General features: G+C 28.2%; 24 protein-coding genes and 1 pseudogene. 18 read left to right on the top strand and 7 right to left on the bottom strand.

Annotation, left to right across the window (positions count from 1 at the left end):
* Window positions 1-253: 253 nt before the first annotated feature.
* From Q1X91_RS08445 to Q1X91_RS08425, 5 genes are all read left to right on the top strand, one after another.
* Window positions 254-376 (top strand): hypothetical protein, encoded by a 123-nt coding sequence (locus tag Q1X91_RS08445; RefSeq protein WP_300755802.1) that lies wholly within the window; start codon window positions 254-256, stop codon window positions 374-376.
* A gap of 67 nt (window positions 377-443) precedes the next feature.
* Window positions 444-623 (top strand): hypothetical protein, encoded by a 180-nt coding sequence (locus tag Q1X91_RS08440; RefSeq protein ID WP_300755799.1) that lies wholly within the window; start codon window positions 444-446, stop codon window positions 621-623.
* 59 nt (window positions 624-682) lie between these two features.
* Window positions 683-1,114, top strand: coding sequence for a hypothetical protein (locus tag Q1X91_RS08435; protein ID WP_300755797.1), 432 nt, complete (start codon window positions 683-685; stop codon window positions 1,112-1,114).
* Window positions 1,115-1,162: 48 nt separating this feature from the next.
* On the top strand, window positions 1,163-1,951 hold the full coding sequence (locus Q1X91_RS08430) for an outer membrane beta-barrel protein (RefSeq protein ID WP_300755795.1): 789 nt from the start codon (window positions 1,163-1,165) through the stop codon (window positions 1,949-1,951).
* A gap of 15 nt (window positions 1,952-1,966) precedes the next feature.
* On the top strand, window positions 1,967-2,812 hold the full coding sequence (locus Q1X91_RS08425) for a hypothetical protein (RefSeq protein ID WP_300755793.1): 846 nt from the start codon (window positions 1,967-1,969) through the stop codon (window positions 2,810-2,812).
* A 73-nt stretch (window positions 2,813-2,885) separates the two neighbouring features.
* On the opposite strand, the gene Q1X91_RS08420 is transcribed toward Q1X91_RS08425, so the two are convergent.
* Both Q1X91_RS08420 and Q1X91_RS08415 read right to left on the bottom strand, forming a co-directional pair.
* On the bottom strand, window positions 2,886-3,323 hold the full coding sequence (locus Q1X91_RS08420; RefSeq protein ID WP_300755791.1) for a PepSY-like domain-containing protein: 438 nt from the start codon (window positions 3,321-3,323) through the stop codon (window positions 2,886-2,888).
* Window positions 3,324-3,553: 230 nt separating this feature from the next.
* On the bottom strand, window positions 3,554-3,991 hold the full coding sequence (locus Q1X91_RS08415) for a PepSY-like domain-containing protein (RefSeq protein ID WP_300755788.1): 438 nt from the start codon (window positions 3,989-3,991) through the stop codon (window positions 3,554-3,556).
* 257 nt (window positions 3,992-4,248) lie between these two features.
* Between Q1X91_RS08415 and Q1X91_RS08410 the strand changes: the two genes are divergently transcribed.
* Complete coding sequence (locus Q1X91_RS08410) at window positions 4,249-4,488, top strand: hypothetical protein (protein WP_013114642.1); 240 nt, start codon at window positions 4,249-4,251, stop codon at window positions 4,486-4,488.
* Between the two features lie 43 nt (window positions 4,489-4,531).
* On the opposite strand, the gene Q1X91_RS08405 is transcribed toward Q1X91_RS08410, so the two are convergent.
* The 4 genes and pseudogenes from Q1X91_RS08405 to dhaK form a co-directional block, all read right to left on the bottom strand.
* On the bottom strand, window positions 4,532-4,999 hold the full coding sequence (locus Q1X91_RS08405; RefSeq protein ID WP_366945506.1) for an ankyrin repeat domain-containing protein: 468 nt from the start codon (window positions 4,997-4,999) through the stop codon (window positions 4,532-4,534).
* A gap of 269 nt (window positions 5,000-5,268) precedes the next feature.
* Entirely contained in the window at window positions 5,269-6,717 is a 1,449-nt protein-coding gene (gene dhaM, locus Q1X91_RS08400; protein WP_300755782.1) for a dihydroxyacetone kinase phosphoryl donor subunit DhaM, read from the bottom strand.
* A 35-nt stretch (window positions 6,718-6,752) separates the two neighbouring features.
* Window positions 6,753-7,367, bottom strand: a complete 615-nt coding sequence (gene dhaL / locus Q1X91_RS08395; protein WP_300755779.1) for a dihydroxyacetone kinase subunit DhaL — start codon at window positions 7,365-7,367, stop codon at window positions 6,753-6,755.
* Window positions 7,368-7,408: 41 nt separating this feature from the next.
* A pseudogene (gene dhaK / locus Q1X91_RS08390) lies at window positions 7,409-8,349 on the bottom strand (dihydroxyacetone kinase subunit DhaK).
* A 627-nt stretch (window positions 8,350-8,976) separates the two neighbouring features.
* On the opposite strand from dhaK, the gene Q1X91_RS08385 reads away from it, so the two are divergent.
* The 4 genes from Q1X91_RS08385 to Q1X91_RS08370 all read left to right on the top strand — a co-directional run bounded on the left by Q1X91_RS08385 (window position 8,977) and on the right by Q1X91_RS08370 (window position 12,252).
* Window positions 8,977-9,693 carry a HEAT repeat domain-containing protein gene (locus Q1X91_RS08385; protein ID WP_300755777.1) on the top strand — a complete coding sequence of 239 codons (717 nt, stop codon included), beginning with the start codon at window positions 8,977-8,979 and terminating at the stop codon, window positions 9,691-9,693.
* A 211-nt stretch (window positions 9,694-9,904) separates the two neighbouring features.
* Window positions 9,905-10,921, top strand: a complete 1,017-nt coding sequence (locus tag Q1X91_RS08380; protein ID WP_300755774.1) for an ATP-binding cassette domain-containing protein — start codon at window positions 9,905-9,907, stop codon at window positions 10,919-10,921.
* Window positions 10,922-10,938: 17 nt separating this feature from the next.
* A complete protein-coding gene (locus tag Q1X91_RS08375; RefSeq protein WP_013114649.1) occupies window positions 10,939-11,646 on the top strand; it encodes an ABC transporter permease in 708 nt (235 codons plus the stop codon).
* Between the two features lie 30 nt (window positions 11,647-11,676).
* Window positions 11,677-12,252 (top strand): ankyrin repeat domain-containing protein, encoded by a 576-nt coding sequence (locus Q1X91_RS08370; protein ID WP_300755769.1) that lies wholly within the window; start codon window positions 11,677-11,679, stop codon window positions 12,250-12,252.
* Between the two features lie 493 nt (window positions 12,253-12,745).
* Here Q1X91_RS08370 and Q1X91_RS08365 read toward each other — a convergent pair whose 3' ends face one another.
* Entirely contained in the window at window positions 12,746-13,648 is a 903-nt protein-coding gene (locus Q1X91_RS08365) for a hypothetical protein (RefSeq protein WP_300755766.1), read from the bottom strand.
* Between the two features lie 209 nt (window positions 13,649-13,857).
* Here Q1X91_RS08365 and Q1X91_RS08360 point away from each other — a divergent pair, with 209 nt between their 5' ends.
* The 8 genes from Q1X91_RS08360 to Q1X91_RS08325 all read left to right on the top strand — a co-directional run bounded on the left by Q1X91_RS08360 (window position 13,858) and on the right by Q1X91_RS08325 (window position 23,542).
* Window positions 13,858-14,943 (top strand): cell surface protein, encoded by a 1,086-nt coding sequence (locus Q1X91_RS08360; protein WP_300755764.1) that lies wholly within the window; start codon window positions 13,858-13,860, stop codon window positions 14,941-14,943.
* Between the two features lie 166 nt (window positions 14,944-15,109).
* Window positions 15,110-16,264, top strand: coding sequence for a double-cubane-cluster-containing anaerobic reductase (locus Q1X91_RS08355; protein WP_300755759.1), 1,155 nt, complete (start codon window positions 15,110-15,112; stop codon window positions 16,262-16,264).
* Window positions 16,265-16,469: 205 nt separating this feature from the next.
* Window positions 16,470-17,621 carry a double-cubane-cluster-containing anaerobic reductase gene (locus Q1X91_RS08350; RefSeq protein WP_300755756.1) on the top strand — a complete coding sequence of 384 codons (1,152 nt, stop codon included), beginning with the start codon at window positions 16,470-16,472 and terminating at the stop codon, window positions 17,619-17,621.
* Between the two features lie 116 nt (window positions 17,622-17,737).
* Window positions 17,738-18,883 carry an aminotransferase class V-fold PLP-dependent enzyme gene (locus Q1X91_RS08345; protein WP_300755753.1) on the top strand — a complete coding sequence of 382 codons (1,146 nt, stop codon included), beginning with the start codon at window positions 17,738-17,740 and terminating at the stop codon, window positions 18,881-18,883.
* Between the two features lie 47 nt (window positions 18,884-18,930).
* Entirely contained in the window at window positions 18,931-20,001 is a 1,071-nt protein-coding gene (locus Q1X91_RS08340) for an acyl-CoA dehydratase activase (RefSeq protein WP_300755750.1), read from the top strand.
* Between the two features lie 806 nt (window positions 20,002-20,807).
* Entirely contained in the window at window positions 20,808-22,343 is a 1,536-nt protein-coding gene (locus Q1X91_RS08335) for a bifunctional UDP-sugar hydrolase/5'-nucleotidase (RefSeq protein WP_300755747.1), read from the top strand.
* 145 nt (window positions 22,344-22,488) lie between these two features.
* The gene (locus Q1X91_RS08330; protein ID WP_300755744.1) at window positions 22,489-22,923 is read left to right on the top strand and encodes an ankyrin repeat domain-containing protein; all 435 of its coding nucleotides are present in this window, start codon (window positions 22,489-22,491) and stop codon (window positions 22,921-22,923) included.
* 142 nt (window positions 22,924-23,065) lie between these two features.
* Complete coding sequence (locus Q1X91_RS08325) at window positions 23,066-23,542, top strand: META domain-containing protein (protein ID WP_300755742.1); 477 nt, start codon at window positions 23,066-23,068, stop codon at window positions 23,540-23,542.
* The last annotated feature ends 184 nt before the right edge of the window (window positions 23,543-23,726 follow it).

Below are 23,726 nucleotides of genomic sequence, written 5' to 3'. Positions count from 1 at the left end.
GGGGGTGTAGCACGACTGTGTGCTTCGCAGGGCTAGTCCCCACAAATACTAAAATTTAAAAATTTATTTTTTGACAAATCATATTTGTTTAGGTATATATAATATAATTTTTTTTACGCAATTTATTTTTTGTTTATTTTTATTTAATTGTTATATTTATAAAATATACCTTATTTGTTTTAAATGTAAAAAAATGCTTGAATAATATGTTAACATATGATACTATAAAAATTATATTAAAGAAAGGATAAAGATGAAAGCAGCAAAAATATTATTGGTATTATTTGCTTTTACTTCTGCTGTGTTTGCAGAAAGCGGGCTTGAATTAGGTGTTTTTGTGCCTATGGGAATAGGTGTAGGAATTTCATTATTATAATAAACCGCCTTCAAGTCTAAATAAAGCTCAAAGCAATACTTATAACAGCTATATAAGCAATAATACAATGACTTCACAGGTTGGTTTTGAAGCAAGAGTTTTGTTTCAGGCGGGATACAGACTAGAGCTTAACAACGATATGAGTTTTAGTTTTATGGGAGAGTTCGGATACAGCAGAGATACTCTTAATTATAGAGCAAATGATATTAATACTAATTCATTAGCTTTAAGAATGCAGAAGTATTAATACTAATTCATTAGCTTTAAGAATGCAGAAGTATTAATACTAATTCATTAGCTTTAAGAATGCAGAAGTATAAATACTATAATTTTGATAGTATTCTCATAGGTGTACTTCCTAGATTTAATTATCAAAGATTTTCTTTAGGTATAGGATTCGGACTTAAAGTTATTATAAGCGGTACATTCAATGATTCCAGCTATAATAAACTTTTAGGATATTCTACAGAATCTATTAAAATGCTTGATACAAAAAATTATAAAGATTATTTTTCTTCTAATATAATACCATATTTAAAAATAACTATTGATTATGCGGTATATACATCTAAGAAATTTGATTTTGTTGTAGGGGCATATTTAGGATATGACTTCGCTTTAAAATATCCTAGTAATGTGGGAAAAATCAGCGGTACTCAGGTAGATGTTCCTATAGGTAATATGTCTAGTGTGGATTTAGGAATTCAAATAGGCACTAGAATAAGACCTATGAATTAATTTAAGTAAAAAAATCATATAAGTAAAAAAATAATAACAGAGAAAATTATGAAAAAATTATTAAATATATTTATAATATTGCTTCTATTTTCAGCAAGCAGTCTTTTTGCTAAAAGCGGAATAGAGATAGGTATATTTGTTCCTATTGGAATGAGTGTGGGGTTAAACAGTTATTCTCTAACTAATAAAAATCCTACTAAACAGCAGCAGGATAATTTTGAAACAGCGGTAAAACAGTTTGAGAGAAAATCTGCTGTAGGGTTTGATGCTGGGGCTTCATTTCATATAGGCTACAGATTTGAAATGAATAAAGATATGAGTGTTAGTGTTCTTGGGGAATTAGGATATGCCCATGATGAATTTTCTTTTTATAGAAAAAGTACGGATAAAAATTATAAAAATACACTAAATTATACGCTTGAAAGTTTAGCTATAGGAATATATCCTAAATTTAATTGGAAAAAGTTTTCATTCGGATTAAATTTAGGGGTGAAAATTCCATTATATTCAAGATCAATCTCATCATATACGGACTATAAGAATAAGAATATCGATAGAAACATAGAATATTATAATGCTTTTCAAGTAAAAGATTTGTTTAAAGTTCAGGCAATGGGTTATATTAGATTTTCTGTAGATTATTCTGTTTATACGGATAATAAATTTGCATTAGTATTGGGCGGATATATAGGAGGAGATTTCGGCTTATCATTAAAAAAATCTTCTATAAATAATCAAACTATTGCTAATCAGAATATTGCCGCACTTACTAAACAAACAGTATCTAGTTTTGATATAGGTTTTCAGGTAGGTGTTAAAATACTTCCTAACAATTAATTTAAGGAGAGATATATGATAAAAAAATTATTTGTATTTAGTTTGGTATTATTATCTGTTTTAGGATGTACTAATAGTGCATTAAAACCAGATGATTTTAGTAAAGAAACTATAGATAAAAAATATCCTTACTGGCAGGTAGGTATAGATCATTTTGAAATAGACAGCAGATTAACAAAATACACTACTATTACAGTAGATGAAAAAAAATATATGTTAGTATGTATGGCACTTATTAGACTTGCAGTTAATACTGAAGAGTTTGCAGAACGTATAAAAGCAGCAGATGCTCAATTAGGTTCTTCTGTAAATGACAGCTATGACGGACATGTACTAAAAGTAGGTGAAAAATACGATGCTAAAAAAGTTATAGATACTGTTCGTTCGCTTAAATATAATTTTGTATATGTAAAGATGGGTACTGCTGCTGGTGCTGGTACAGGTGAACAAGGAAAATTAAGATATTTGCGTCATGGACTTCAGGCAGAAAGTCAAATACCTATAGGAAAATGGGTAGGATTTAGCACAGGTAAATGGGGCAGTATGGAAGATGTTATGTTTGGGGACTATTATACTTATATGCAAAGTCAAGCATATGCTAATACAGCAGGTTTAATGTTTCATGAGCATATGCATAATATAGGTTTTCATCATGTAGGGGAATATAAAGTTCCTTATACTCTTCAGGGCGTAGTAACTGACATTTTAAATAAAATACTATGGAAAGATGCAATAATCGGTACTAAGCCAAGTTTAAAAGATAAATATAAAAAACAGGTTGAGGAACTTATAGCTTATTATCTTACAGAATACAAAGATTTATTGACAGAAGACAGTATATTTGATCCTAATGTGAAATAATTAAATATTTATAAAAAATAAAGGACTTATGAAAATAATTATAAGTCCTTTTTAGTTATTTAATATTTAACTATTAGTCTAATTTATCGCCTACTATTTTACCGCTGTTATCAACATAAACTTCTCTATTGTTTCCTAGTTTTAATTTGTAGCTTAAATATTCTTTGCTTATTTCTAATACTGGAACTTGAGGATATTTTCCTTCAACAGCTTTCATTATATTTGCAGGTATAAATTTTGTAGGCAAAGGAGTACGTTCAGAGCCTACATCAGTCCAATCACCGTTTCTGTCAAAGTCAATTTCTACTCCGCTTTGAAGTTCTGCCTTAAAACTATTTCTGTCTTGTTCAGCATATACAACAGGGTCATTAGCAAAATTAGCACTTATGAAGTCCTGAGCTTTTTTTGGAAGCTGATTTGCTTGTATAGGCATGTCTGCTGCAAATACGCTTGCAATTGATAACATCATTACAGATGCTAGTAAAATAATTTGTTTTAATTTTCTTTTCATAAAAAAATCGCTCCTTTTTTTGTTTTTTTATTATAACTACAGTATAGTAAAAAAACAGATTTTTGTCAATATTTTTTACGTTAAAATTAATAAAAATTTACTTTTTTATATGAAAAGTAAAGAAAAAGTAAATAAATACAATATTAAGTAAAAATAAGTGTATGTATTTTTGCAATAAAAAAGCTGGCATAAAAAAATACCAGCTTTTTATTATTTTTTAGTTAAGTTTATCAGTCTAATTTATCACCTACTATTTTACCGCTGTTATCAACATAAACTTCCCTGTTATTTCCTAATTTTAATTTGTAGCTATTATATTCTTTGCTTATTTCTAGTACTGGAACTTGAGGATATTTTGCTTGTACTGGATTTATGATATTAGCAGGTATAAAGTTAATAGGCAAAGGAGTACGTTCAGAAGCTACATCAGTCCAATCACCATTTCTATCAAAATCAATTTCTATTCCGCTTTGTAGTTCTGCTTTAAAACTATTTCTGTCTTGTTCAGCATATACAACAGGGTCATTAGCAAAATTAGCACTTATAAAGTCTTGAGCTTTTTTTGGAAGCTGATTCGCCTGTATAGGCATGTCTGCTGCTGTCAATATTGAAGCTGATAAAATAGTTAGAAATAGTGCAGAGATGAAAAGTTTAGTATTTTTTATCATACTTTACCTCCTTGTTATTTTTGGATAATAATAAAACATACAGTTATATAAAAAGTAAAATTAATATATAAAAAATATAATATATTTTACAATTTTATGTATGTTTTGTTTGTATTATGTAATTAAAAATTGAAATAAATAGTAATTTATGATTTTTTTATACAAAAAAGAGAATTTATGTATTATTTGATTAATATATTGATTGACTTTTTTATAAAAATTCTTAAATTCTGTTTATATTAAAAATTGGAGGAAGTATGGCTCATAATATTATAGATGGATATAGAAAAATAGAGGGAAATTATCCTACATACAGAGAATATTTAATTCATTTTTACTGTAAAGACTGTTCAAATTTCTGGGCAGTAGATGATAAAGAAATCAATATATCCGAAGATGATGATATAACTCAAATTGATGACATAATAGAGGATTCAGTATCACATTGTCCTATATGCGGCTCTACTAATATAACAAGAAGCAATAACAATAATTAATAATTTTTTAAAGAGGTGTTTATATTTATTTAAATACCTCTTTTTAGTTTGCTTTATTTTCTATAAAATCTGTAATTTCTTTATATCCCAAATCTTTAGCAATATTTAAAGCATCTTTATTATCCTCATTTTTGATATTCAAATCTGCACCATGTTCTATTAATAATTGAGAGGCTTTTATATTGTTGTTTTTTACAGCTATAATTAAAGCACTGTCTCCTCTAACATCAGTATCATTAATATTAGCACCATTTCTTATTAAAAAGTCAATGGTATCTATAGCTCCGTCTTCTGCTGCATACATTAAAGGAGTTTTATTGCTGAAATCTTTAGAGTTAATATTTATTCCAGAAGCAAGAAGTCTTTTTATTTTAGACAAATCACCGTAAAGGCAGGCTATATGTATGCTTTCAGAGTTTTCTATTTTTATATTTTTTGTAATTTTTTTGATAATAGGCCACAATATAACAACAGCTACTATTATAACTATAATCAGAGTATTGATATTGATGTTCATTTTTTATTCCAGTTTTTATATAACATTACATACCTATAATAACAATAGACATTTGTTAATGTAAAATGGACTTGTTTCAAAACCCAATTTGTTAATACTTATAATTTTTTAATTTAATATTTTTTTGATTACAGCTTTGCTGCAAAATCACTTGCATCTGCTTGGCGTACTCCTATAGGACTGCCGTAAATAATCAAAAGAATGCACTTTTATACACTATAATAAGAAATTATACAACATGTAAAACATCATATTTGTAATTTTTATCTATTTTTTAAATAAATAACTTTACCGTCTTTATTTTTAGTATCTATTACTATTTCTTTCCCCTTTAACTGCATAGCATATGGAAATATAATATAAGGCACATTCAATGATCTTAATAATATAGCAGCATGAGACATAGCGCTTCCATTAATAGATATAATACCCTTTATATTTTGTCCTATTTCTGTTACTATGGAAGCATATATATTATCAACTATAAGTATCACATTATCTTCTTCTGGTAAGTTTATTTTTACATCCAATAAGTATTTTAACACCTGATAAAGTATATCTTCTACATCATATTTTCTCTCTTTGATATATCCGTCATCTAATGAATCAAAACTTTTAAATATATTTCTCATAACTTTATTGTATGAATAAGCAGCTGAATATTTTTTATTTTCTATTAAACTATAAACTTCTTTTAGGGCATAATCATCAAAAAGCATTGATATATATGTTTCAAATATTAAATATTCATTATTCTGCAATTTTTTCTTTTCTATAATGCTTTTTTGTTCGAGAAGATCATTTTTTACATTTTCAATTGCTGATTGAAATTTCTCTTTTTCAGCTTCTATATCTTTTACATACTCTTTTTTGACATTTATATCAAAATACATATACATAGCTTTGCCGCTTACAAATCCATCACATACGACTTTATAATCACTTTCTATATCTTTTGATGACTGAGTTTTATATTTTGTTTCAATTTTTCCATTTACTAAATATTCAAATCTTTCAAGTACATCTTCAGCATCAGGACCTTTAGCATAAATCTCCATTACATCGCCGTATTCTATATTGAGCAATGTTACTTTAGTTATACTGTCAGCAGATACAGGCGGCTTATGTTTTGTTTTATTAGAAATAAATACTTTACTTTTTGAGTTAGCTATTATATTAATAAACATAAATACTGGTCTTGCATGAAAACCATTTTCTAAAAGTATTTTATATTCGCCTTTTATATAATCTTTAAACTCTATATCTTCAAGCAAATCATTATTATTGATAGAGTAATCTAATTTATCTTTAAAATATGATATTTTAGGAGTTAAACTTTCAAGTGATTCATTAATAACCTCATCAATATTTTTAGCCAAAGATGACTGTATAGCTGCATTAATGCCTCCTTCTATAAATGGAGCTGAAGTCATTCTTACATTTTTTGCTTTTTCTTCATCAAGCATAGATAAAGCAAGTTCAGAACTTATCAATGCACTTCCCAAATCACAGAATATTATAACCCCATCATCAGAATACACACTTTCTATAGCATTAAAAACTTCTACAGCATCAGTACCAAGCTCTTTATGATCATCTCCGCTTCCTCCAGAAAAAGCTATAGGTATATCAGTATTTGTAACTTTTTTTATATATTCAACTGTCGTTTTAGCAAGATCATAGCTATGTGAAACAAATATTAAACTAACCACATTAATTCCTTTTAATACTTTTATTTTTTAATATTTTATAATATATTTATCAATTCTTTTATCATCATATAAGAAGAAGCAGCACCTGCATCCTGATGTCCTTTGCTTCTCTCTCCCAAATAACTGGCTCTTCCTTTAGTAGCTATCATATCGATTGTAGATTTCATTCCATTTTCTGCAGATCTTAGCACTTCTTTTTTGAAATTTTCTAAATTATCAGCATTATTTTTCATAGCTTCTACTGCAGGATATAAGGTATCAAGCATAGTTTTTTCACCAGCTTTTGATTTTCCTAGTGCAGATATAGCATTTGTACCTTTATTAAATATTTCTGCTATATCATTTAATGATAATTCTTCCTTATTTGAAGATATACTTACAGCATTAAGAAAGAATGTGCCGTATAGAGGTCCTGAAGCTCCGCCTACATTTTTTATAAGCATAGCAGCTGTTTGTTTGAATATAGATGATATAGAAGTATTTTCATCTTTAGTAAGTGCCTCTCTTACAAAACCAAAACCTCTGCTTATATTTATCCCATGATCAGCATCTCCTATATCAGCATCAAGTTTTGTAAGATAATCCTTATTTTCATCATAAACTTTAGAGAGATTAATAAGCCATTCTTTTATTTTTATGCTATTATACATCAATATCCCCTTTTATTTAATTTAAGATTTATTTATTTTTATTACATACCCCATCTTAAAGCTGCAGTATGAACAGGATAATCCCATAATTTTAATATATCATCATTAACTTTTATTAAACTTATAGAAGCTCCTGCCATATCTATAGAAGTAACATAATTTCCGGTAAGATTTCTTACTATTTTTATGCTTTTTTTTCAGCTATTTTGTGAACATCATTGTATAATATATAAAGTTCCATCAAAGGAGCAGCACCCATACCATTAACCATACATATAACTTCATCTCCAGTTTTGTATGGTATGTCAGAACATATTGCCTCCATCATAGTTTCAGCAATTTTTTGAGAGCTTATTAATTTTATTCTTTCTCTTCCTGGCTCTCCATGTATTCCTATTCCCATTTCTATTTCATCATCAGATATATCGAAGGTAGGTTTTCCAACAGCAGGTACAGTGCATGAAGTTAAAGCCATACCCATAGAACGTGCATTTTCTTTGCAGTAATTAGCATATTCCAAAACTTTATCTATATTATCACCTCTTTCAGAAGAAGCTCCGCAAATCTTTTCAAAAAATACTGCAGCACCTACTCCCCTTCTTCCAGTGGTGTATAAACTATTTTTTACAGAGACATCATCATCTATAATAACACTTCTAACATCAATATTTTCGGCTTTACATAGATCTTCAGCCATTTGGAAGTTCATTACGTCTCCAGTATAGTTTTTTACCAAAAATAAAACCCCTTTTTCATAATTTACAGCTTTAACAGCCTCTTCCATTTGATCTGGTGTAGGAGAAGTAAATATTTCACCAGGGCATGCAGCGTCAAGCATTCCGTATCCTACAAAACCTGCATGCAAAGGCTCATGTCCAGATCCGCCTCCTGAAATTAAAGCCACTTTACTGCTTTTAGAAGCTCTCGTTACAAATATAGGATCATAATTTACTTTTATTAAATCATTATATGCTTTCTGCATTCCGCCAAGTTCTTCTGTTATTATGTCGTTTATATTATTGATGATTTTTTTCATAATATCCTCCATTACATATTATGAGTTTTTATTTTTGGGTGTATATGTTATATTATGTATACTAATAATTATAAATATAAAACATCTTTTTGCAAGAGATTATTAAAGAATTTGTAACAAATATAATGTAAAAAATAAAAAGAATATGTAAATTCATTTTATATATTAGACTTGTTTTAAAACTGCTTGACAAAGTTAATTATAAAAATTATTTAATTTTAAAACTACAAATATAATGTTTTACTTGTTGTATAAATTATTATTTTAGTATATAAACATACAGTATTTTTTACTTTTTTGTGCCGCACCTGTCTACAGCACACAGAGCAAGGGAATAGCGTCACAAAATAAGTGGGGTTTGGCACGACTGTGTGCTTCGCAGCAAAGCCCCAACTATAACTAAAAAAATACTAAATAAAAAAACTATAAGTATTAAGAAATTGAGTTTTGAAACAAATCTATTTATATGCCGTTTTTGGTATAATTATTTTTTATAAATTTATTAAATTTGCTTGCAATTATTGGCTAATAATAGTATTATTAGTAGAACTTAATATATTAAGGGGTTGTATAATGCTCAAGAAAATATTTATCGTAACATTAATGTTTGCATTTTCTTTATCATCTGTTTTTGCTCAAGATACTACTGAAACAACAACAGAATCTACAGGTAATAAACCAAGAGAAGAGTTGTCTCAAAATTTTGTAGATGCTTTGGCTAGCCAAGATGAAAGACTTTTAATATCAGCTATAGAGGGAGGCTCTCCTCAAGTTAAAGCTTTATGCTTCAAAGCTTTAAGTGAAAAAGGTGCTAATTCAGAAACTTTATTAGAAGCAATTAACAGATATGTAAGTTATGGTTTGAATGCTCCTACTACTCAAAATTCTGACTCTATGGTTCGCTATCAGGCTTTACAGGCTGCTAAAGCTGCTAAATCAGAAACTTCTGTGGAATATATATCTCAAATGTTATATTCTGAACAAGAAACTTCTAATATAATAGCTGCTGCTCAGGCATTAGGTGAAATAGGAAGTCCTAAAGGCGTAGCTGCTTTGCTTTTCCAATTAAGATTAGCTAAAACTCAAGCTATTGTTTATGAAGCTGCTGTTGCTTTAGGTAAAATAGGCGATCAGGCTGCTCTAAGTGATTTGATAGATTTAGCTCAAAATGATCAATATTTTATAGTTGTTAGACAAGCTGCTGTTGATGCTATAAAAAATATTAAACCTTCTTCAGGTGATAATGGCGGTTCTTCATCAACTACTACTGATAATACTGCAGCTCAATAATTAAGACATTAATTTTATTTTAATAAAAAAGCCTATCAGTAAAATGATAGGTTTTTTTATGCTATTTATTTCTTGTGCTTAATGCTTAATAATTTTTTGTTATTGGAAAAATATTATTTTGCGATAATATAATAATTATAACTTGATAAATAAAAATTTAGCTGTTACAATACCGCATTAATTTTTATAATAAATATTTTAAGGATTATTGATGATTAAAGTTGATAATATAGTTAAATATTACGGAGAACATCTTGCTCTTAAAGGTGTATCCTATTCCATAAATAAGGGAGAAATAGTAGGATTTTTAGGCCCTAACGGAGCTGGTAAAAGTACTATGATGCGTATAATTACTGGTTATCTTCCTGCTACAAGCGGATACGTTTATTTAGATGATTATGAAGTATATGATAACCCTATAGAAATTAAAAAGAGAATAGGATATATGCCCGAAAATGTTTCTTTATATACAGAAATGACTGTAATAGATTATTTAAGATTTTGTGCTAAACTTAAAGGCATACCTAGAAAACATATAAAAACTGCTTTAGAAAATACTATAGAAATTACAGGACTTACAAAATATAGAAATAGAATAATAGGGCATTTATCAAAAGGTTATAAGCAGCGTACTGGAATAGCTCAGGCTATAATTCATGATCCTGAAGTTTTGATATTAGATGAGCCTACAAGCGGACTTGACCCTAATCAGTTAATAGAGGTAAGATCACTTATCAAAAGTTTGGGAGGAACTAGAACTGTTATACTTTCTACTCATATATTAAGCGAAGTAGAAGATACCTGCGAAAGAGCTTTGATTATAGACAGCGGAGAATTAATAGCTGAAGATACTATTGAAGGCTTAAAAATGGCTATGGACAGAGAGATATTGGGAGGAAATATTGAACTTAAAGTGGCTGGAAGATATAATGATGCTCTTTTATGTGTAAGAGAAGTTAATGGAGTAGTACAGGCTGAGGCTAATGCTTTCGGAGATATACTTATAGAATGTGAAAGAGGTAATGATTCTAGGGCGGCAATAGTTAAGCATTTGGTTAATAATAACTTTGATGTTTTAGAAATTAGAGCTAAAGAGAGATCTTTGGAAGAGGTATTTATTTACTTCACAGATAAAAAGAAAAATGAAGATTTTGATAAATCTAAATATATAAGAGATGAAATAGTTTCTTATAATGATAATAAAGAAAAAAATGATGACAATAATTAATATTTTAAGGGGTTAAAATGAGAAATATATATGTTGTATTTTCAAGAGAGATTCAGTCCTTTTATGTATCGCCTTTATATTATATATTAGGATTTATATATTTAGCTTTGACTGGATACTTTTTTACTATAGAAGTTTATTATAGCAGATTGGCAGTTATGGAAAACACTATGTATAATATAGGTTTTTTTACAATATTATTTCTCTCTATTCTTTGTATGAAACTTATAGCTGAAGAACGTGCTTCTGGTACTTTTGAGCTTATAATGACTGCTCCTATTACTTCTTTGCAGTATGTTTTGGGTAAATATTTATCAGTATTAGTTGTTTATGCTTCTCTTCTTGTTATGACTTTTGTTTATCCTATACTTCTTATGGTATTTGGAAAACCTGATATAGGAGTTATATTCAGCGGGTATTTGGGATTATTCCTTCTTGGAACAGCTATATTAGGACTTGGACTTATTGCTACAAGTATATCTAAAAGCCAATTAGTTGCTGCTATTTTGGGTGTTTCTATGGGAGTATTTGCATACATTATAAATTGGCTTAGTGAAATGTTCACAGGTGCCAGCAAAATATTAAATGCTATTTCCATCACTACATATTTTTCAGATTTTACTAAAGGTATGATAGATATACAAAATGTTATATTCTTTTTTATTTGGGCTGTTGCTTGTATAGCAATATCTACTATGTTTGTAGAATCTTATAAATGGCAGTAATTTATAAATCTATAAAAGGGCTTTGTCAAAATGTCTGATATAGTTGAGTATGTAAAAAATAATGATTTTGATAATGTAAAAAAATGTTTAGAGGCTGACAGCAGTTTATCTGATGCAAGAGATGAAGAGACTAGGTTTACATTACTTATGATATGTGCTAAGAAGGGTTATTTTGATATAGCCAAACTTTTAGTAGAAGAAGGTGCTAATATCAATGCAAGAAGCAAAACTGGGATAACTGCCTTGATGTTTGCCTGTGCAGAAAAGCATAAAGATATTGCTGTATATTTAATAGATTCTGGGGCTGATGTTAATTTAAGGGATAAGCCTTTATTTTCAGCTCTTCTCTATGCATCTTTAACAAAAGAGTATGATATAATAAAATCATTAGTTGAGGCTGGGGCTGATGTTAATGCTAAAAATTTCAAACTTGTAACACCTTTAATGTTTGCATCTGGAATTGGAGATATTGATACTATTAAACTTTTAATAGAAAATGGTGCTGATATAGAGCATAAAAATAAAGACGGCGAAAGGGCTTTGGAGTTTGCTATTCGTAAAGAACAGAAAGAAGCATCAGATTATTTAAAAACTCTCTCTAAATAGCTTTGTATTTTTTAATACACAAATAATAATATTATATTTAGAAGATATACTTGATTATCCTTATCCATAAATGTATTTAAATCTGCTGAATAAGTATTTACATCATATAAAAGACCAATAAAGAAACAAGTAAGAAGAAATTAATATTTTAATTATAAATAAAATTATATGAAGTTTGCCTAATAATTTTTTATCTATATTAACAAATTTAATTAAAAATAATTTTATTATTAATATATACTGAAACAATTTTATTTTGTCAACCGCGAACTCTCCTCATATTCGTTCGGGACGCACGGTATTGTTTATTCTTATCAAATGTCAACGATACGTGCGGCTGATTACCTATTATTATACCAAATAAGTAATTTACTATACATATAAAACATATTTTGTTGATTAATAAAAATATATTATGTTGCAAATAAACTATAATGACATTTATAAATAACTAAAATTTAACAAAATATAATTGTTTAGGATATACACTCTATTAAAAAGGATTAATGAGTTTCCCATTTCTTATAAGATTAATAGGCGTCAAAACTATATATGATATTATAAAATTAAATAAAGATATTATAGCTGAAAATATTAAAAGCATGTTATAAGTTTCAAGCATTCTATTTATAAAAATATAAACAGAATCTGGAATTTCTAATTTCAAAAATACTTTTATCAGAATTAAAAATGTATTTATAATCAAAGACAATGCAAATATAACAATAATACCCTTCCAAGCATGTGAAATATCGGCAGGACTTAATTCCATATGAGAAGCTATAGAAATAGATAAATACAAAAATATCCAAAATGTTATACTCTTAAAAGGAGCATAAAGAGCAAAATTTTTTATTATATTCATAAAAATATTGTATGTATAGATAAATATATTAGAAACACTATAATATATGATAGATAAAATTTCTGAATTAAACATCTGCTTATATTTTAAATTAGGCATTTCAAATATATTATTTTTAAGTTCTGGAGCTAACAGCATAAAAAGCAAATATACTATCAAAGTACCAATTATAATTGGGGCAACACCTATAAAGAAATTACCCATTTGCTGATACCAGCTTCTTGAATCATAGCTATGAAGAACATATCCTATAGTGTCAGACTTACTGTTAAAAAGTTTTATATCATTTATTTTATGTCTGAAAATAATGCAGAATAAGGCATGAGAAAGTTCATGTATAGGCGTTCCTATCCAGCCTGTTATATAAACCTCTGTTTTAGAACCTAATGTTTTGGCGAATATCCTTCTTGTTATAGATGAAAGAATATAAAGTATAAATCCGAATATTATAATACTTCCAAATAATCTAAATAAATCTATTATAGTTTTGGATAAAATAATAACAATAAAATAAAAAAAATCTCTTATCATAACTAAATACTCATATTTAGGAATATATCGGAAGAAAACAGTATTTAATTTAATAAACTATATAACTATATTTTATATGAAATCAGCACTTGAAAAAATAAGGTTTCTACTATACACTATTGGATAATATTATAAAAAATTTGTAAAATTATTACATTATTAAATAATATCTGTTTTTAAGAACATAAAATATAAGAAGTGGAGAAAAAATGAAAAAAATTGTATTTATGCTGTTATTACTGAGTTCTTTTGCATTCGCTATAGATGATATAGCAGACAAAGATAATATGCACAATTTGATAGAAGGAGTTACATCAACAAGATTCGGTTCTGATAGAGTGAGTACAATATACGACTTTGCTCCGCTTATGAATAGTAATACACCTTTAAAATTGGGAGTATCTATATTAGATTTATCACATATAGTCGATAACAGCTACACAAATCAAGATGGAAAAAGAAAACTAGCATTTCTGCCTAAAGCATTTGTAGGCTTAAGTTACGGAATGTTTGCTTTCGGATATCAGTTTAATTTATATAATGATCTTACAGATAAAAACAGACCTATCGCTCACAGCCATTCCTTTTCATTCGGATTTGCCAATGAAAGATACAGACTCTCTCTTCCTTTATCATTTTCTTTTGGAGACAAAAACTATTATGGAGGGAAAGTATCTATAAGTACAACTCCGAAATTTAGTTTTATGTTCAGAGGCGGATTATTAGATGAGTTTACAATTTCTCTTCATTATGGTATTCAATTATCTTCAGTTACAAATACCACTGTAACGGGAACTAATATAGCCCCTATGGTTATAGGAGGTTCTTTATACGGCAATATTATGCTTACAAGATTTGATAATTTCCCAGTACAGATAAGTATGCCTTTAAAAGTAGCATTTTACTATGGTATAGGAGCCAGATGGGCTAGTATAGATGCTGGATATGCTGAAGATGCTTTAAACAATTATTTATATGATGATAATGGCGAACGTTCTACCGACAGTATGAGATTCTATGTATTAGTGCCTGCCAAATTTGAAACAAAACTTGGTGCTTTTTACGCCTATATTATGCCTAGGCTGATGTTTGAAGGAAATATATTCAAAACAGATGGATATTATAATATGCATTATGGTATAGAAGGTGAAATGAGAATGACACTTATAGAAAACCTCACATTCGGTCTTACTGCTTATGCTGAGGGTCAGGGAATAATGAGAAAAAGTACTGACTTTGAAATTAATAATGCATTCGGAGGCGGTATAGATGTATGGGGAATTTGGAGATACTAAAAATAATTATAAAGTAATTATATAATGATAAACAATTTTTCTAAATCAAAAATAATAGCTGCTGTAGGTTATTTATCTAAGAAATATACCAGACATAATTAATATATTCTTTCTATAGTCTATAGAATAATAATTAATTTTTAATTTTATTTTAAAGGATATAATTATGTCTAATAACAACGATTTACCAGAAATTTTTGAAACATTTGCAGATGCACGCAAAAAAGGCTTTCTTACTATGAAAGAAGAAAAAGATAAAGGAAGAAAAGTAGTAGGAACATTCTGTACATATACACCTAAAGAAGTAATATATGCTGCTGATGCTATAAGCGTATCATTATGTTCTACCAATGATGAGACTATACCTGAAGCTGAAAAGTATCTGCCTAAAAATTTATGTCCGCTAATAAAATCAAGCTACGGATTTGCTGTCAGTGATAAATGCCCTTATATGTATTTTTCTGATATTATAATAGGAGAAACAACTTGCGACGGTAAAAAGAAAATGTACGAGCTTTTAGGTGAAATAAAAGATACTCATATTATGCAGCTTCCGCATTCTCAAAATAAATTATCATTAGAAATTTGGAAAAATGAGATAAAAGAACTTATAAAAAGATTGGAAGAAAAATTTAATATAAAAATTACAGAAGAAAAATTAAGAGAAGCAATAAAATCATGCAATGAAGAGAGAAAAACAATAAAAGAGTTTTTTGATTTAGGAAAATTAGTACCCTCCCCTATTAAAGGAAGTGAAATGCATGAAGCTTTGCAGTCATCTAATTATAAATTTGACAGAAAACTTTATGTAAAAGAAATAAAAAAATTAACAGATAATTTAAAAGAAAAGTACAATAACGGAGAATATCCTTTTGATGAAAATACTCCTAGAATTTTGATAACAGGCTGTCCTACAGGCGGACTTGTTGAAAAAATAATAAAGCAAATAGAAGAAGCAGGTGCAAGTGTAGTATGCTTTGAAAACTGTGTGGGTACAAAAAGTTTTGAAATGCTTGTTGATGAAGAAAATAAGGATACAATAGAAGCTATAGCAGAGAGATACTTAAATATTCCATGCTCTGTGATGACGCCTAATGATGAAAGAATAAACAGAATAAAACAATATATAGACGAATATAAAATAGATGGTGTTGTAGATGTTACGCTTACAGCATGCCACACCTATGCTGTAGAAACTGAAAAAGTAAGAAGAGCCACAGAAGAGCTAGGAAAATCATATTTAGCAATAGAAACTAACTACTCAAACAGTGATGCTCCTCAGCTAAGAACTAGGTTAGAAGCATTTGTTGAAATGTTATAAATTATTTGTATATTTTTAATTGACAAATAAAGTTATTTTGATTATAATTCTAATTATGATTATTGATTTTGCTGTAAACAAATTGATAGTAGCCGTTTCTTACCTATCCAACAAATATACAAAACATACATTATAATCTTTTAATTCTATAGGATATAGAATCCATTTCTATTTTTATAAACAAATATATTTAGGGAGTAATAATATGTCTAACAACAATTTACCAGAAATTTTTGAAACATTTGCAGATGCACGCAAAAAAGGCTTTCTTACCATGAAAGCGGAAAAGGACAAAGGAAGAAATGTAGTAGGTATTTTTTGTACTTATACGCCTAGAGAAATAATATATGCTGCTGATGCTTTAAGCGTATCATTATGCTCTACAAGCGAAGAGACTATACCTGAAGCAGAAAAACATCTGCCTAAAAATTTATGTCCGCTAATAAAATCAAGTTACGGATTTGCTATTACTGATAAATGTCCTTATATGTATTTTTCTGATTTAATAGTGGGAGAGACTACATGCGACGGTAAAAAGAAGATGTATGAACTTTTGGGAGAAGTAAAAGATACTCATGTTATGCAGCTGCCTCATACAAGAAACAGTTATTCTTTTGAACTTTGGAAAAATGAAATAAAAGAGCTTATAAAAAAATTAGAAGAAAAGTTTAATGTAGAAATAACAGAAGAAAAATTGAAAGATGCTATAAAATTATGCAATGAAGAGAGAAACGTTATGAAAGAGTTTTTCTCCATTGCCAAATTAGTACCTTCTCCTGTTAAAGGAACTGAAATGCATGATGTTATGAACTCTTCTAATTTCAAATTTGATAAAAAAGAATTCTTTGAAGAAATCAGAAAAACTACACAAAATATGAAAGAAAGATATGATAAAGGCGAAACTCCTTTTAATGAGGATACTCCTAGAATACTTATCACAGGCTGCCCTACTGGAGGCGTTGTTGATAAAGTAATAAAACAAATAGAAGAAATTGGCGGAAGCGTTGTATGTATTGAAAACTGTATAGGAACTAAAAACTTTGAAATGCTTGTTGATGAAGAAAATAAAGACCCTATAGAAGCTATAGCAGAAAGATACATAAATATACCTTGTTCTATTATGACTCCTAATGACGGCAGAATGGATAGAATAAAACAGTATATAGAAGATTATAAAGTTGATGGAGTTGTAGATGTTACGCTTACAGCATGCCACACATATGCTATAGAAACTGAAAAAGTAAGAAGGACTGTAGAAGGATTAGGAAAATCATATTTGGCAATAGAAACTAACTACTCAAACAGCGATGCTCCTCAGTTAAGAACTAGATTAGAAGCGTTTGTTGAAATGCTTTGATATATTATAAACATTTAAATAATATTAAATAATAATAAAAAACATTTTTTTAATAGGTAAACTGGTATTAATTAATATACTAGTTTACCTAGTATAAAAAATTATCGGATAATTTTATGATTTATTTTGATAATGCTGCAACCACATTAAAAAAACCTGATACTGTTGCAAAAGCAGTTTTTGAAGCTATAAATAGTTTTGCCAATGCATCAAGAGGCTCTTATGAAGCATCATTAAGCAGCGAAAGAATAATACTTGAAACAAGAGAAAGAATAGTAAAACTTTTTAACGGATATACTCCAAACTATACAGCATTTACAAGTAATTCTACAGAAGCATTAAATACTGCAATTAAAGGTATAATACAAAATCATAAAGATACTCATATTATAACAACATCATTAGAACATAACAGCGTTTTAAGACCCCTTTATGAAATGCAGGAACTTGGAACAGAACTTACAATAATAAATGCCGATATCGAAGGTAAAATAAATTATAATGATATAGAAAAAAATATAAAACAAAATACAAAAGCAATTATATGTACTCATGCCTCTAATGTTATAGGTGATGTTTTGGATATAGATTTTATAGGCAGTTTATGTAAAAAATACAATATACTTTTTATACTAGATGCTTCTCAAAGTGCAGGAAGTATAGATATAGATATGAAAAAAAGTAATATTGATATTGTATGCTTTACTGGTCATAAAGGTCTTATGGGACCTCAGGGAACTGGAGGGCTGTGTATAAAAAAAGGAATAGATATAAAACCTTTAAAAACTGGAGGTTCTGGCATTAAAACTTATTCAAAAACTCAGCCTGAAAACATGCCAGTAAGACTTGAAGCAGGTACTTTAAATAGTCATTCTATAGCAGGACTTAATGCTGCATTAAAGTTTATAGAAGAAGAAGGTATAGAAAAAATAAGAAATCATGAAAGACAATTAGCAAAATATTTTTATGATGAAATAAAAAATATAGAAAATATAAAGTTCTATGGTAATTATAACACTGATAAAAGAACATCAATAGTATCTTTGAATATTGCGGATATTGATTCTGCTAAAATATCGGATATACTTTCCTCTGAATATGATATAGCCACTAGGTCTGGAGGACATTGTGCACCGCTTATGCATACTTCTCTTAATACTGTTAATCAGGGGATTGTAAGATTCAGTTTTTCTTACTTTAATACAATAGAAGAAATAGAAAAGGGTGTTAATGCTGTAAAAGAAATAAGCGGGCGTTTTTAAATTTGTAATAAAAAATATTAATAAATAAAAGATAAAGGAAAAATAAAATGTATTATATTGGTATAGATATAGGATCAACTGCTTCAAAAGTGGCTGTTTTTGACGATGAAAAAAATGATTTGACAGAATTATTTATGATTCCTACAGGCTGGTCTGGTGTAGAAGCTGCTTCAAAAATATTAGAAATGCTTAAAGAAAAAAATATAAATAAAGAGAATTCATATTTTACTGGTACAGGTTACGGAAGAGTATCAATAGAATATGCAAATAAAACTGTAACTGAAATTACTTGTCATGCCAAAGGTGCTAATTTTTTATTCAATAATTTAAACGGAACTTTAATTGATATAGGCGGACAGGATACAAAAATAATAAGCATAAAAAACGGAAAAGTTGATAATTTTATTATGAATGATAAATGCTCAGCTGGTACTGGAAGATTCATAGAATTAATGGCAAACTCTTTGGGCTGTTCTATACCTGCCCTTCTTGAAGAGGCTGAAAAATGTAATGATACAGATGTTGTTATAAGTTCTATGTGTGCAGTATTTGCAGAAACAGAAGTTATAAGCCTTAAAGCAAGCGGAAAACAGAAAAATGAAATAGCATATGCAATAGTAAACTCTGTTGCAAATAAAGTTGCTTCTCTTTGCGGAAAGTTTAAAGATGATACGTACTTTCTTACAGGAGGATTATGTGTATTTGATTATTTAATAAAAACTTTAGAGAAAACATTAGGCGGAAAAGTTATTACAGACAGCAGAGGACAATATGCAGGTGCTATAGGGGCTGCTATTATTGGTTTTGAAAAAAATGCCTCTAATAAAAATAAAATAAAACAAAACTCTTCTAATACAGAAAAAAAAGAAGATATAAAAGACAAAAGATTAATAATAACTTTTAATACAACAACAGATGTTATGAGGGCTGAAAAATCATTTAAAAATATTATGTCTGAAACTAATGAGCTTCTTGGAAAAATAATATCAATACCAAGCGAAATATCAGCAGGATGCGGAATGTCTTGGGAAAGTGAAATACATTTAAAAGATAAATTAACTAATATATTAAAAGAAAATGATATAGAATATGACAATTTTTATGAAATATATAAATAGTTCTATTAAATCATTTTTATATTTTTCTTATTAATAATAGATATATAAATATAAAACCTTTTATATAGCAGCTGAATATAACTGATTATAAGTTTTTTAATATTTTTAGTATATACCTAAACAACTATAGTTTGTCAAAATTAGTTTTTATATTTTTATTATTTTCGGGTACTAGCCCTGCGAAGCACACAGTTGTGCCCGATCTGCATTCCATAAGCAGGCGAAAAGACTGCATTTTTAGCTCTAATTTCAGGTATTACCATACATTTAATAGACTTGTTTCAAAACTAAATTTATTAATACTTAGTTTTTTTATTTAGTATTTTTTTAGTTATAGTTGGGGCTTTGCTGCGAAGCACACAGTCGTGCCCCAGACTAATTTACACAACATGTAAAACATTATATTTGTAGTTTTAAAATTAAATAATTTTCATAATTAACTTTGTCAAGTAGTTTTGAAACAAGTCTAATATATATCTTTAAAGTATAAAGTTCTAGTAATTGCGTTTTTCGCGAAGCGTGCCTTTGGCAAAAACTTTGACGCTGTCCGCCTGCGACCTCAGGAAGTACTGTTAAGTATGGTGTGTGTTGGGCTTCGCCAAAAGTTGAATAAAAAAATTGACAAACTTAAAAATTTTCAGTATATTTAATCAGCCGAACATATTGTTACATTTTGATAATATATGAATGCTATAGAACAAACATGATAGAGAGTTCTCAAGTGTATATGTTTTGTATTTACTATAAAATACACATTGACAAATGTATTATATAAATATAATATCATATTTTTAATAAGGATAATTATGATGAAAAAAATTTATTATATTTTTATTTTTGTTTTAATGATAATTTTATCATGCAGAAATAATACATTAACTCCAAAAGAAAATGTATCTGGAGATCTTGTTATAATACATATGAATGATACTCATGGAAAAGATGAAGAAGAAAATGGAAAGTACGGAGCAGCCCGAAGAGCATCATATATAAAACAGGTAAGATCTACTAATAATAATGTTTTAGTTCTTCATGCTGGTGATACAATTACTGGAAGTATTTATTCAACAGTTTTCAAAGGTGATGATGAAATAAAAATTATGAATAAACTCGGAGTAGGTGCAGCAGCAGTAGGAAATCATTTTATAGATTACGGATTAGATAATTTTAATCAAATAATGAAAGATAGAGACTTCCCTACTCTTTCAGTAAATATAAAAAATAATAATAGTTATTATGCAAAGCCTTATATGGTTACAAATATCAATGGAATCAAAATTGCTGTAGTAGGAGTAACAGTAAAAAACTCAGGATACAATCCTCAATACACTCAAAATTTAGTATTTGAAGATGAAATAGAATCATTAAAAAAATTCATCTCAGAAATTCCTTTAAACACAACTAATGATGCAACAATACTTCTAAGTCATGCAGGATATAACATTGATGTAGAAATTGCCAATGCTATACCTAATACTTTTAATATTATAATAGGAGGACATACTCATACGGTGATGGAAAAACCTCAAACTGTTAATGGTACTCCTATAGTGCAGGCAGGCTGTTACGGACAGTATTTAGGAAATATAAATTTAAATGCTTATAATGGAAATATTTCAGGATTTAATTATAAATTAGTTGCAATGGATGAAACAATAGAACAAGATGCTGATATGCTTGCTTTAATTAATGAAATGAAAGCTCAAGTTGAACAGGAATCTAATGTAAAAATAGGTACATTGTCTGAAGATTTTACTTATGATGTCATGACAATAAGACAGCAGTCTACAGCTTTAGGAAACTTTGTTTGTGATTTGATACTAGATTCCAATCAGGAAGGCGATAAAGCAGATATAGTTTTTATAAACTCAGGAGGCATCAGGGCTGGATTTAGTAAAGGAGATATAACATTAGCAAATATAATGACTGTTTCATCATTTGATAATGAGGTAATATTAGTTTCATTAACTGGAAAAGATATACTTGATCTGCTTAAAATATCTTGTAAGAACAGCACAGTAATTCCTACAAACTCAGGAGGCGGATTTTTACAAATGTCAAGAGGAATGGAAGTTTTATACTCTAGCAGCGGAGATTTAATATCGGCTAAATTAAATGGTACACCTATCAATGAGGCTCAATCTTACAGAGCGGCTTTATCAACATATATATACAGCGGAGGAAGCTATGTTGATGAAAACGGCAATTCTATAGCTCAGAAAGGAAATAATATTAATATGACAGGTAAAGACTGCAGAGATGATATGATATCAAAAATTAAAGCTCTTGGAACTATAGACAGCAGTTATATAGATAATACGGTTAGAGTAAAATTTCAATAGCTTAAAAATATTAATATTTTAAGTTAAGTTTATTATTTTTTATTGTAAAATTAATATATATTTATTTACAAAAAATTGACAATTATTATTTTTTTGTTATACTCTTTTTTAAAAGTATAATTATTTTATAAATTGGAGATTTTTTATGAGAAACATAATTATTTTTATGATGATTTTTAGTGTAAGTTTATTTGCCAGACAGTATGCTTCGCCATTAATGGAGGCTTTAGAGAGAAGAGATGTAAAAAAAGCAATAGAATTAATAAACTCAGGAGCTGATATTAATATTAAAGATAGAATGGGTGAAACTCCATTAATAGAAGCTGCAGAAGAAGGATTAACAGAGGTAGTTCAGGTTTTGATTGATAAAAAAGTTAATCTTAATGCAGGAAATATTAGAAACAGAACAGCATTGAGCAGAGCTTCTTCCAGAGGTCATGTAAAAATAGTACGTATATTGGTAAAAGCTGGTGCTGATATTAATATTAAGGATAAATATGGCAAGAGTGCATTAAATTATGCATCTGAAAGAAATCATAAAGAGATAGTATCTATATTAAAAAACGCAGGGGCAAGATAAATATTATTGATTTTAATTGATTATTTAAATGTTTTTACAAAAAATATTAGTATTTTTTACAATTATTACTATTCATAACATTGATAATTAAATTTAATTATATTATAATATTTTCTAAAATTTTAATTTTGAGGAAAATAGAATGAAAAAATTATTGTCACTAGTTCTCGTAATTACGGGAACAATCTTTGCAGTATCATGTTCAGGAAATAAAACTGATACATCATCTAATGCACCTACTGATACAGCTATAACAGCAGCTGTAATTATAGTTGATGATCTAGTAGGTAAAGAATTTTCTCTTACTAACATGTATGAAGGAAAAGAAGTTACTATAGCTTTTCCAGCAACTAATATGTTAGGCGGAAAATCAGCTGTTAATAGCTATACTACAGAGTTCTCTTTAGATGGAGAAAAAATTGCATTAACTGCTTTAGCTTCTACTAAAATGGCAGGACCTGAAGAGGATATGGCTGTAGAAAATGAATATTTACAGATATTAAACGGAGCAAATACTATTTCTTTAAATGGAGATGTATTAACTATAACTACAGCTTCAGGTACAAATTTGGTTTATACTTTTAAAGGAACAATTCCAACTGCTGATACTAACAATTAATAATTATTGAAACTTAATTGGCAGGGTAATATTTTATTATTATCCTGCTTTTTTATTTTTAAATAAATTTGAATATAAAAAATAGTTTTACTATAATAATATAAATTTGTAAGTAAGTATTGACTTTTACAATTAGTAGTATAATATAAAAGTATATTATAGTTTTTTTATGAAAATAGTTTGG

The sequence above is a fragment of the uncultured Brachyspira sp. genome (assembly GCF_949287625.1).
In the GTDB taxonomy this organism is placed as follows: Bacteria; Spirochaetota; Brachyspiria; order Brachyspirales; family Brachyspiraceae; genus Brachyspira.
The sequence above is the reverse complement of the archived record's forward strand: the minus strand, read 5'-3'. Positions and strand labels throughout refer to the sequence as shown.

What these genes read in the sequence shown, in the direction of transcription:
- Q1X91_RS08425 (WP_300755793.1), top strand. Translation starts at nt 1,967, where the DNA reads ATGATAAAAAAATTATTTGTATTTAGTTTGGTATTATTATCTGTTTTA.
- dhaL (WP_300755779.1), bottom strand. Translation starts at nt 7,367, where the DNA reads ATGTATAATAGCATAAAAATAAAAGAATGGCTTATTAATCTCTCTAAA.
- Q1X91_RS08370 (WP_300755769.1), top strand. Translation starts at nt 11,677, where the DNA reads ATGTCTGATATAGTTGAGTATGTAAAAAATAATGATTTTGATAATGTA.
- Q1X91_RS08410 (WP_013114642.1), top strand. Translation starts at nt 4,249, where the DNA reads ATGGCTCATAATATTATAGATGGATATAGAAAAATAGAGGGAAATTAT.
- Q1X91_RS08350 (WP_300755756.1), top strand. Translation starts at nt 16,470, where the DNA reads ATGTCTAACAACAATTTACCAGAAATTTTTGAAACATTTGCAGATGCA.
- Q1X91_RS08415 (WP_300755788.1), bottom strand. Translation starts at nt 3,991, where the DNA reads ATGATAAAAAATACTAAACTTTTCATCTCTGCACTATTTCTAACTATT.
- Q1X91_RS08360 (WP_300755764.1), top strand. Translation starts at nt 13,858, where the DNA reads ATGAAAAAAATTGTATTTATGCTGTTATTACTGAGTTCTTTTGCATTC.
- Q1X91_RS08330 (WP_300755744.1), top strand. Translation starts at nt 22,489, where the DNA reads ATGAGAAACATAATTATTTTTATGATGATTTTTAGTGTAAGTTTATTT.
- Q1X91_RS08335 (WP_300755747.1), top strand. Translation starts at nt 20,808, where the DNA reads ATGATGAAAAAAATTTATTATATTTTTATTTTTGTTTTAATGATAATT.
- Q1X91_RS08340 (WP_300755750.1), top strand. Translation starts at nt 18,931, where the DNA reads ATGTATTATATTGGTATAGATATAGGATCAACTGCTTCAAAAGTGGCT.
- Q1X91_RS08430 (WP_300755795.1), top strand. Translation starts at nt 1,163, where the DNA reads ATGAAAAAATTATTAAATATATTTATAATATTGCTTCTATTTTCAGCA.
- Q1X91_RS08385 (WP_300755777.1), top strand. Translation starts at nt 8,977, where the DNA reads ATGCTCAAGAAAATATTTATCGTAACATTAATGTTTGCATTTTCTTTA.
- Q1X91_RS08420 (WP_300755791.1), bottom strand. Translation starts at nt 3,323, where the DNA reads ATGAAAAGAAAATTAAAACAAATTATTTTACTAGCATCTGTAATGATG.
- Q1X91_RS08355 (WP_300755759.1), top strand. Translation starts at nt 15,110, where the DNA reads ATGTCTAATAACAACGATTTACCAGAAATTTTTGAAACATTTGCAGAT.
- Q1X91_RS08345 (WP_300755753.1), top strand. Translation starts at nt 17,738, where the DNA reads ATGATTTATTTTGATAATGCTGCAACCACATTAAAAAAACCTGATACT.
- Q1X91_RS08375 (WP_013114649.1), top strand. Translation starts at nt 10,939, where the DNA reads ATGAGAAATATATATGTTGTATTTTCAAGAGAGATTCAGTCCTTTTAT.
- Q1X91_RS08435 (WP_300755797.1), top strand. Translation starts at nt 683, where the DNA reads ATGCAGAAGTATAAATACTATAATTTTGATAGTATTCTCATAGGTGTA.
- Q1X91_RS08440 (WP_300755799.1), top strand. Translation starts at nt 444, where the DNA reads ATGACTTCACAGGTTGGTTTTGAAGCAAGAGTTTTGTTTCAGGCGGGA.
- Q1X91_RS08445 (WP_300755802.1), top strand. Translation starts at nt 254, where the DNA reads ATGAAAGCAGCAAAAATATTATTGGTATTATTTGCTTTTACTTCTGCT.
- Q1X91_RS08365 (WP_300755766.1), bottom strand. Translation starts at nt 13,648, where the DNA reads ATGATAAGAGATTTTTTTTATTTTATTGTTATTATTTTATCCAAAACT.
- Q1X91_RS08325 (WP_300755742.1), top strand. Translation starts at nt 23,066, where the DNA reads ATGAAAAAATTATTGTCACTAGTTCTCGTAATTACGGGAACAATCTTT.
- Q1X91_RS08380 (WP_300755774.1), top strand. Translation starts at nt 9,905, where the DNA reads ATGATTAAAGTTGATAATATAGTTAAATATTACGGAGAACATCTTGCT.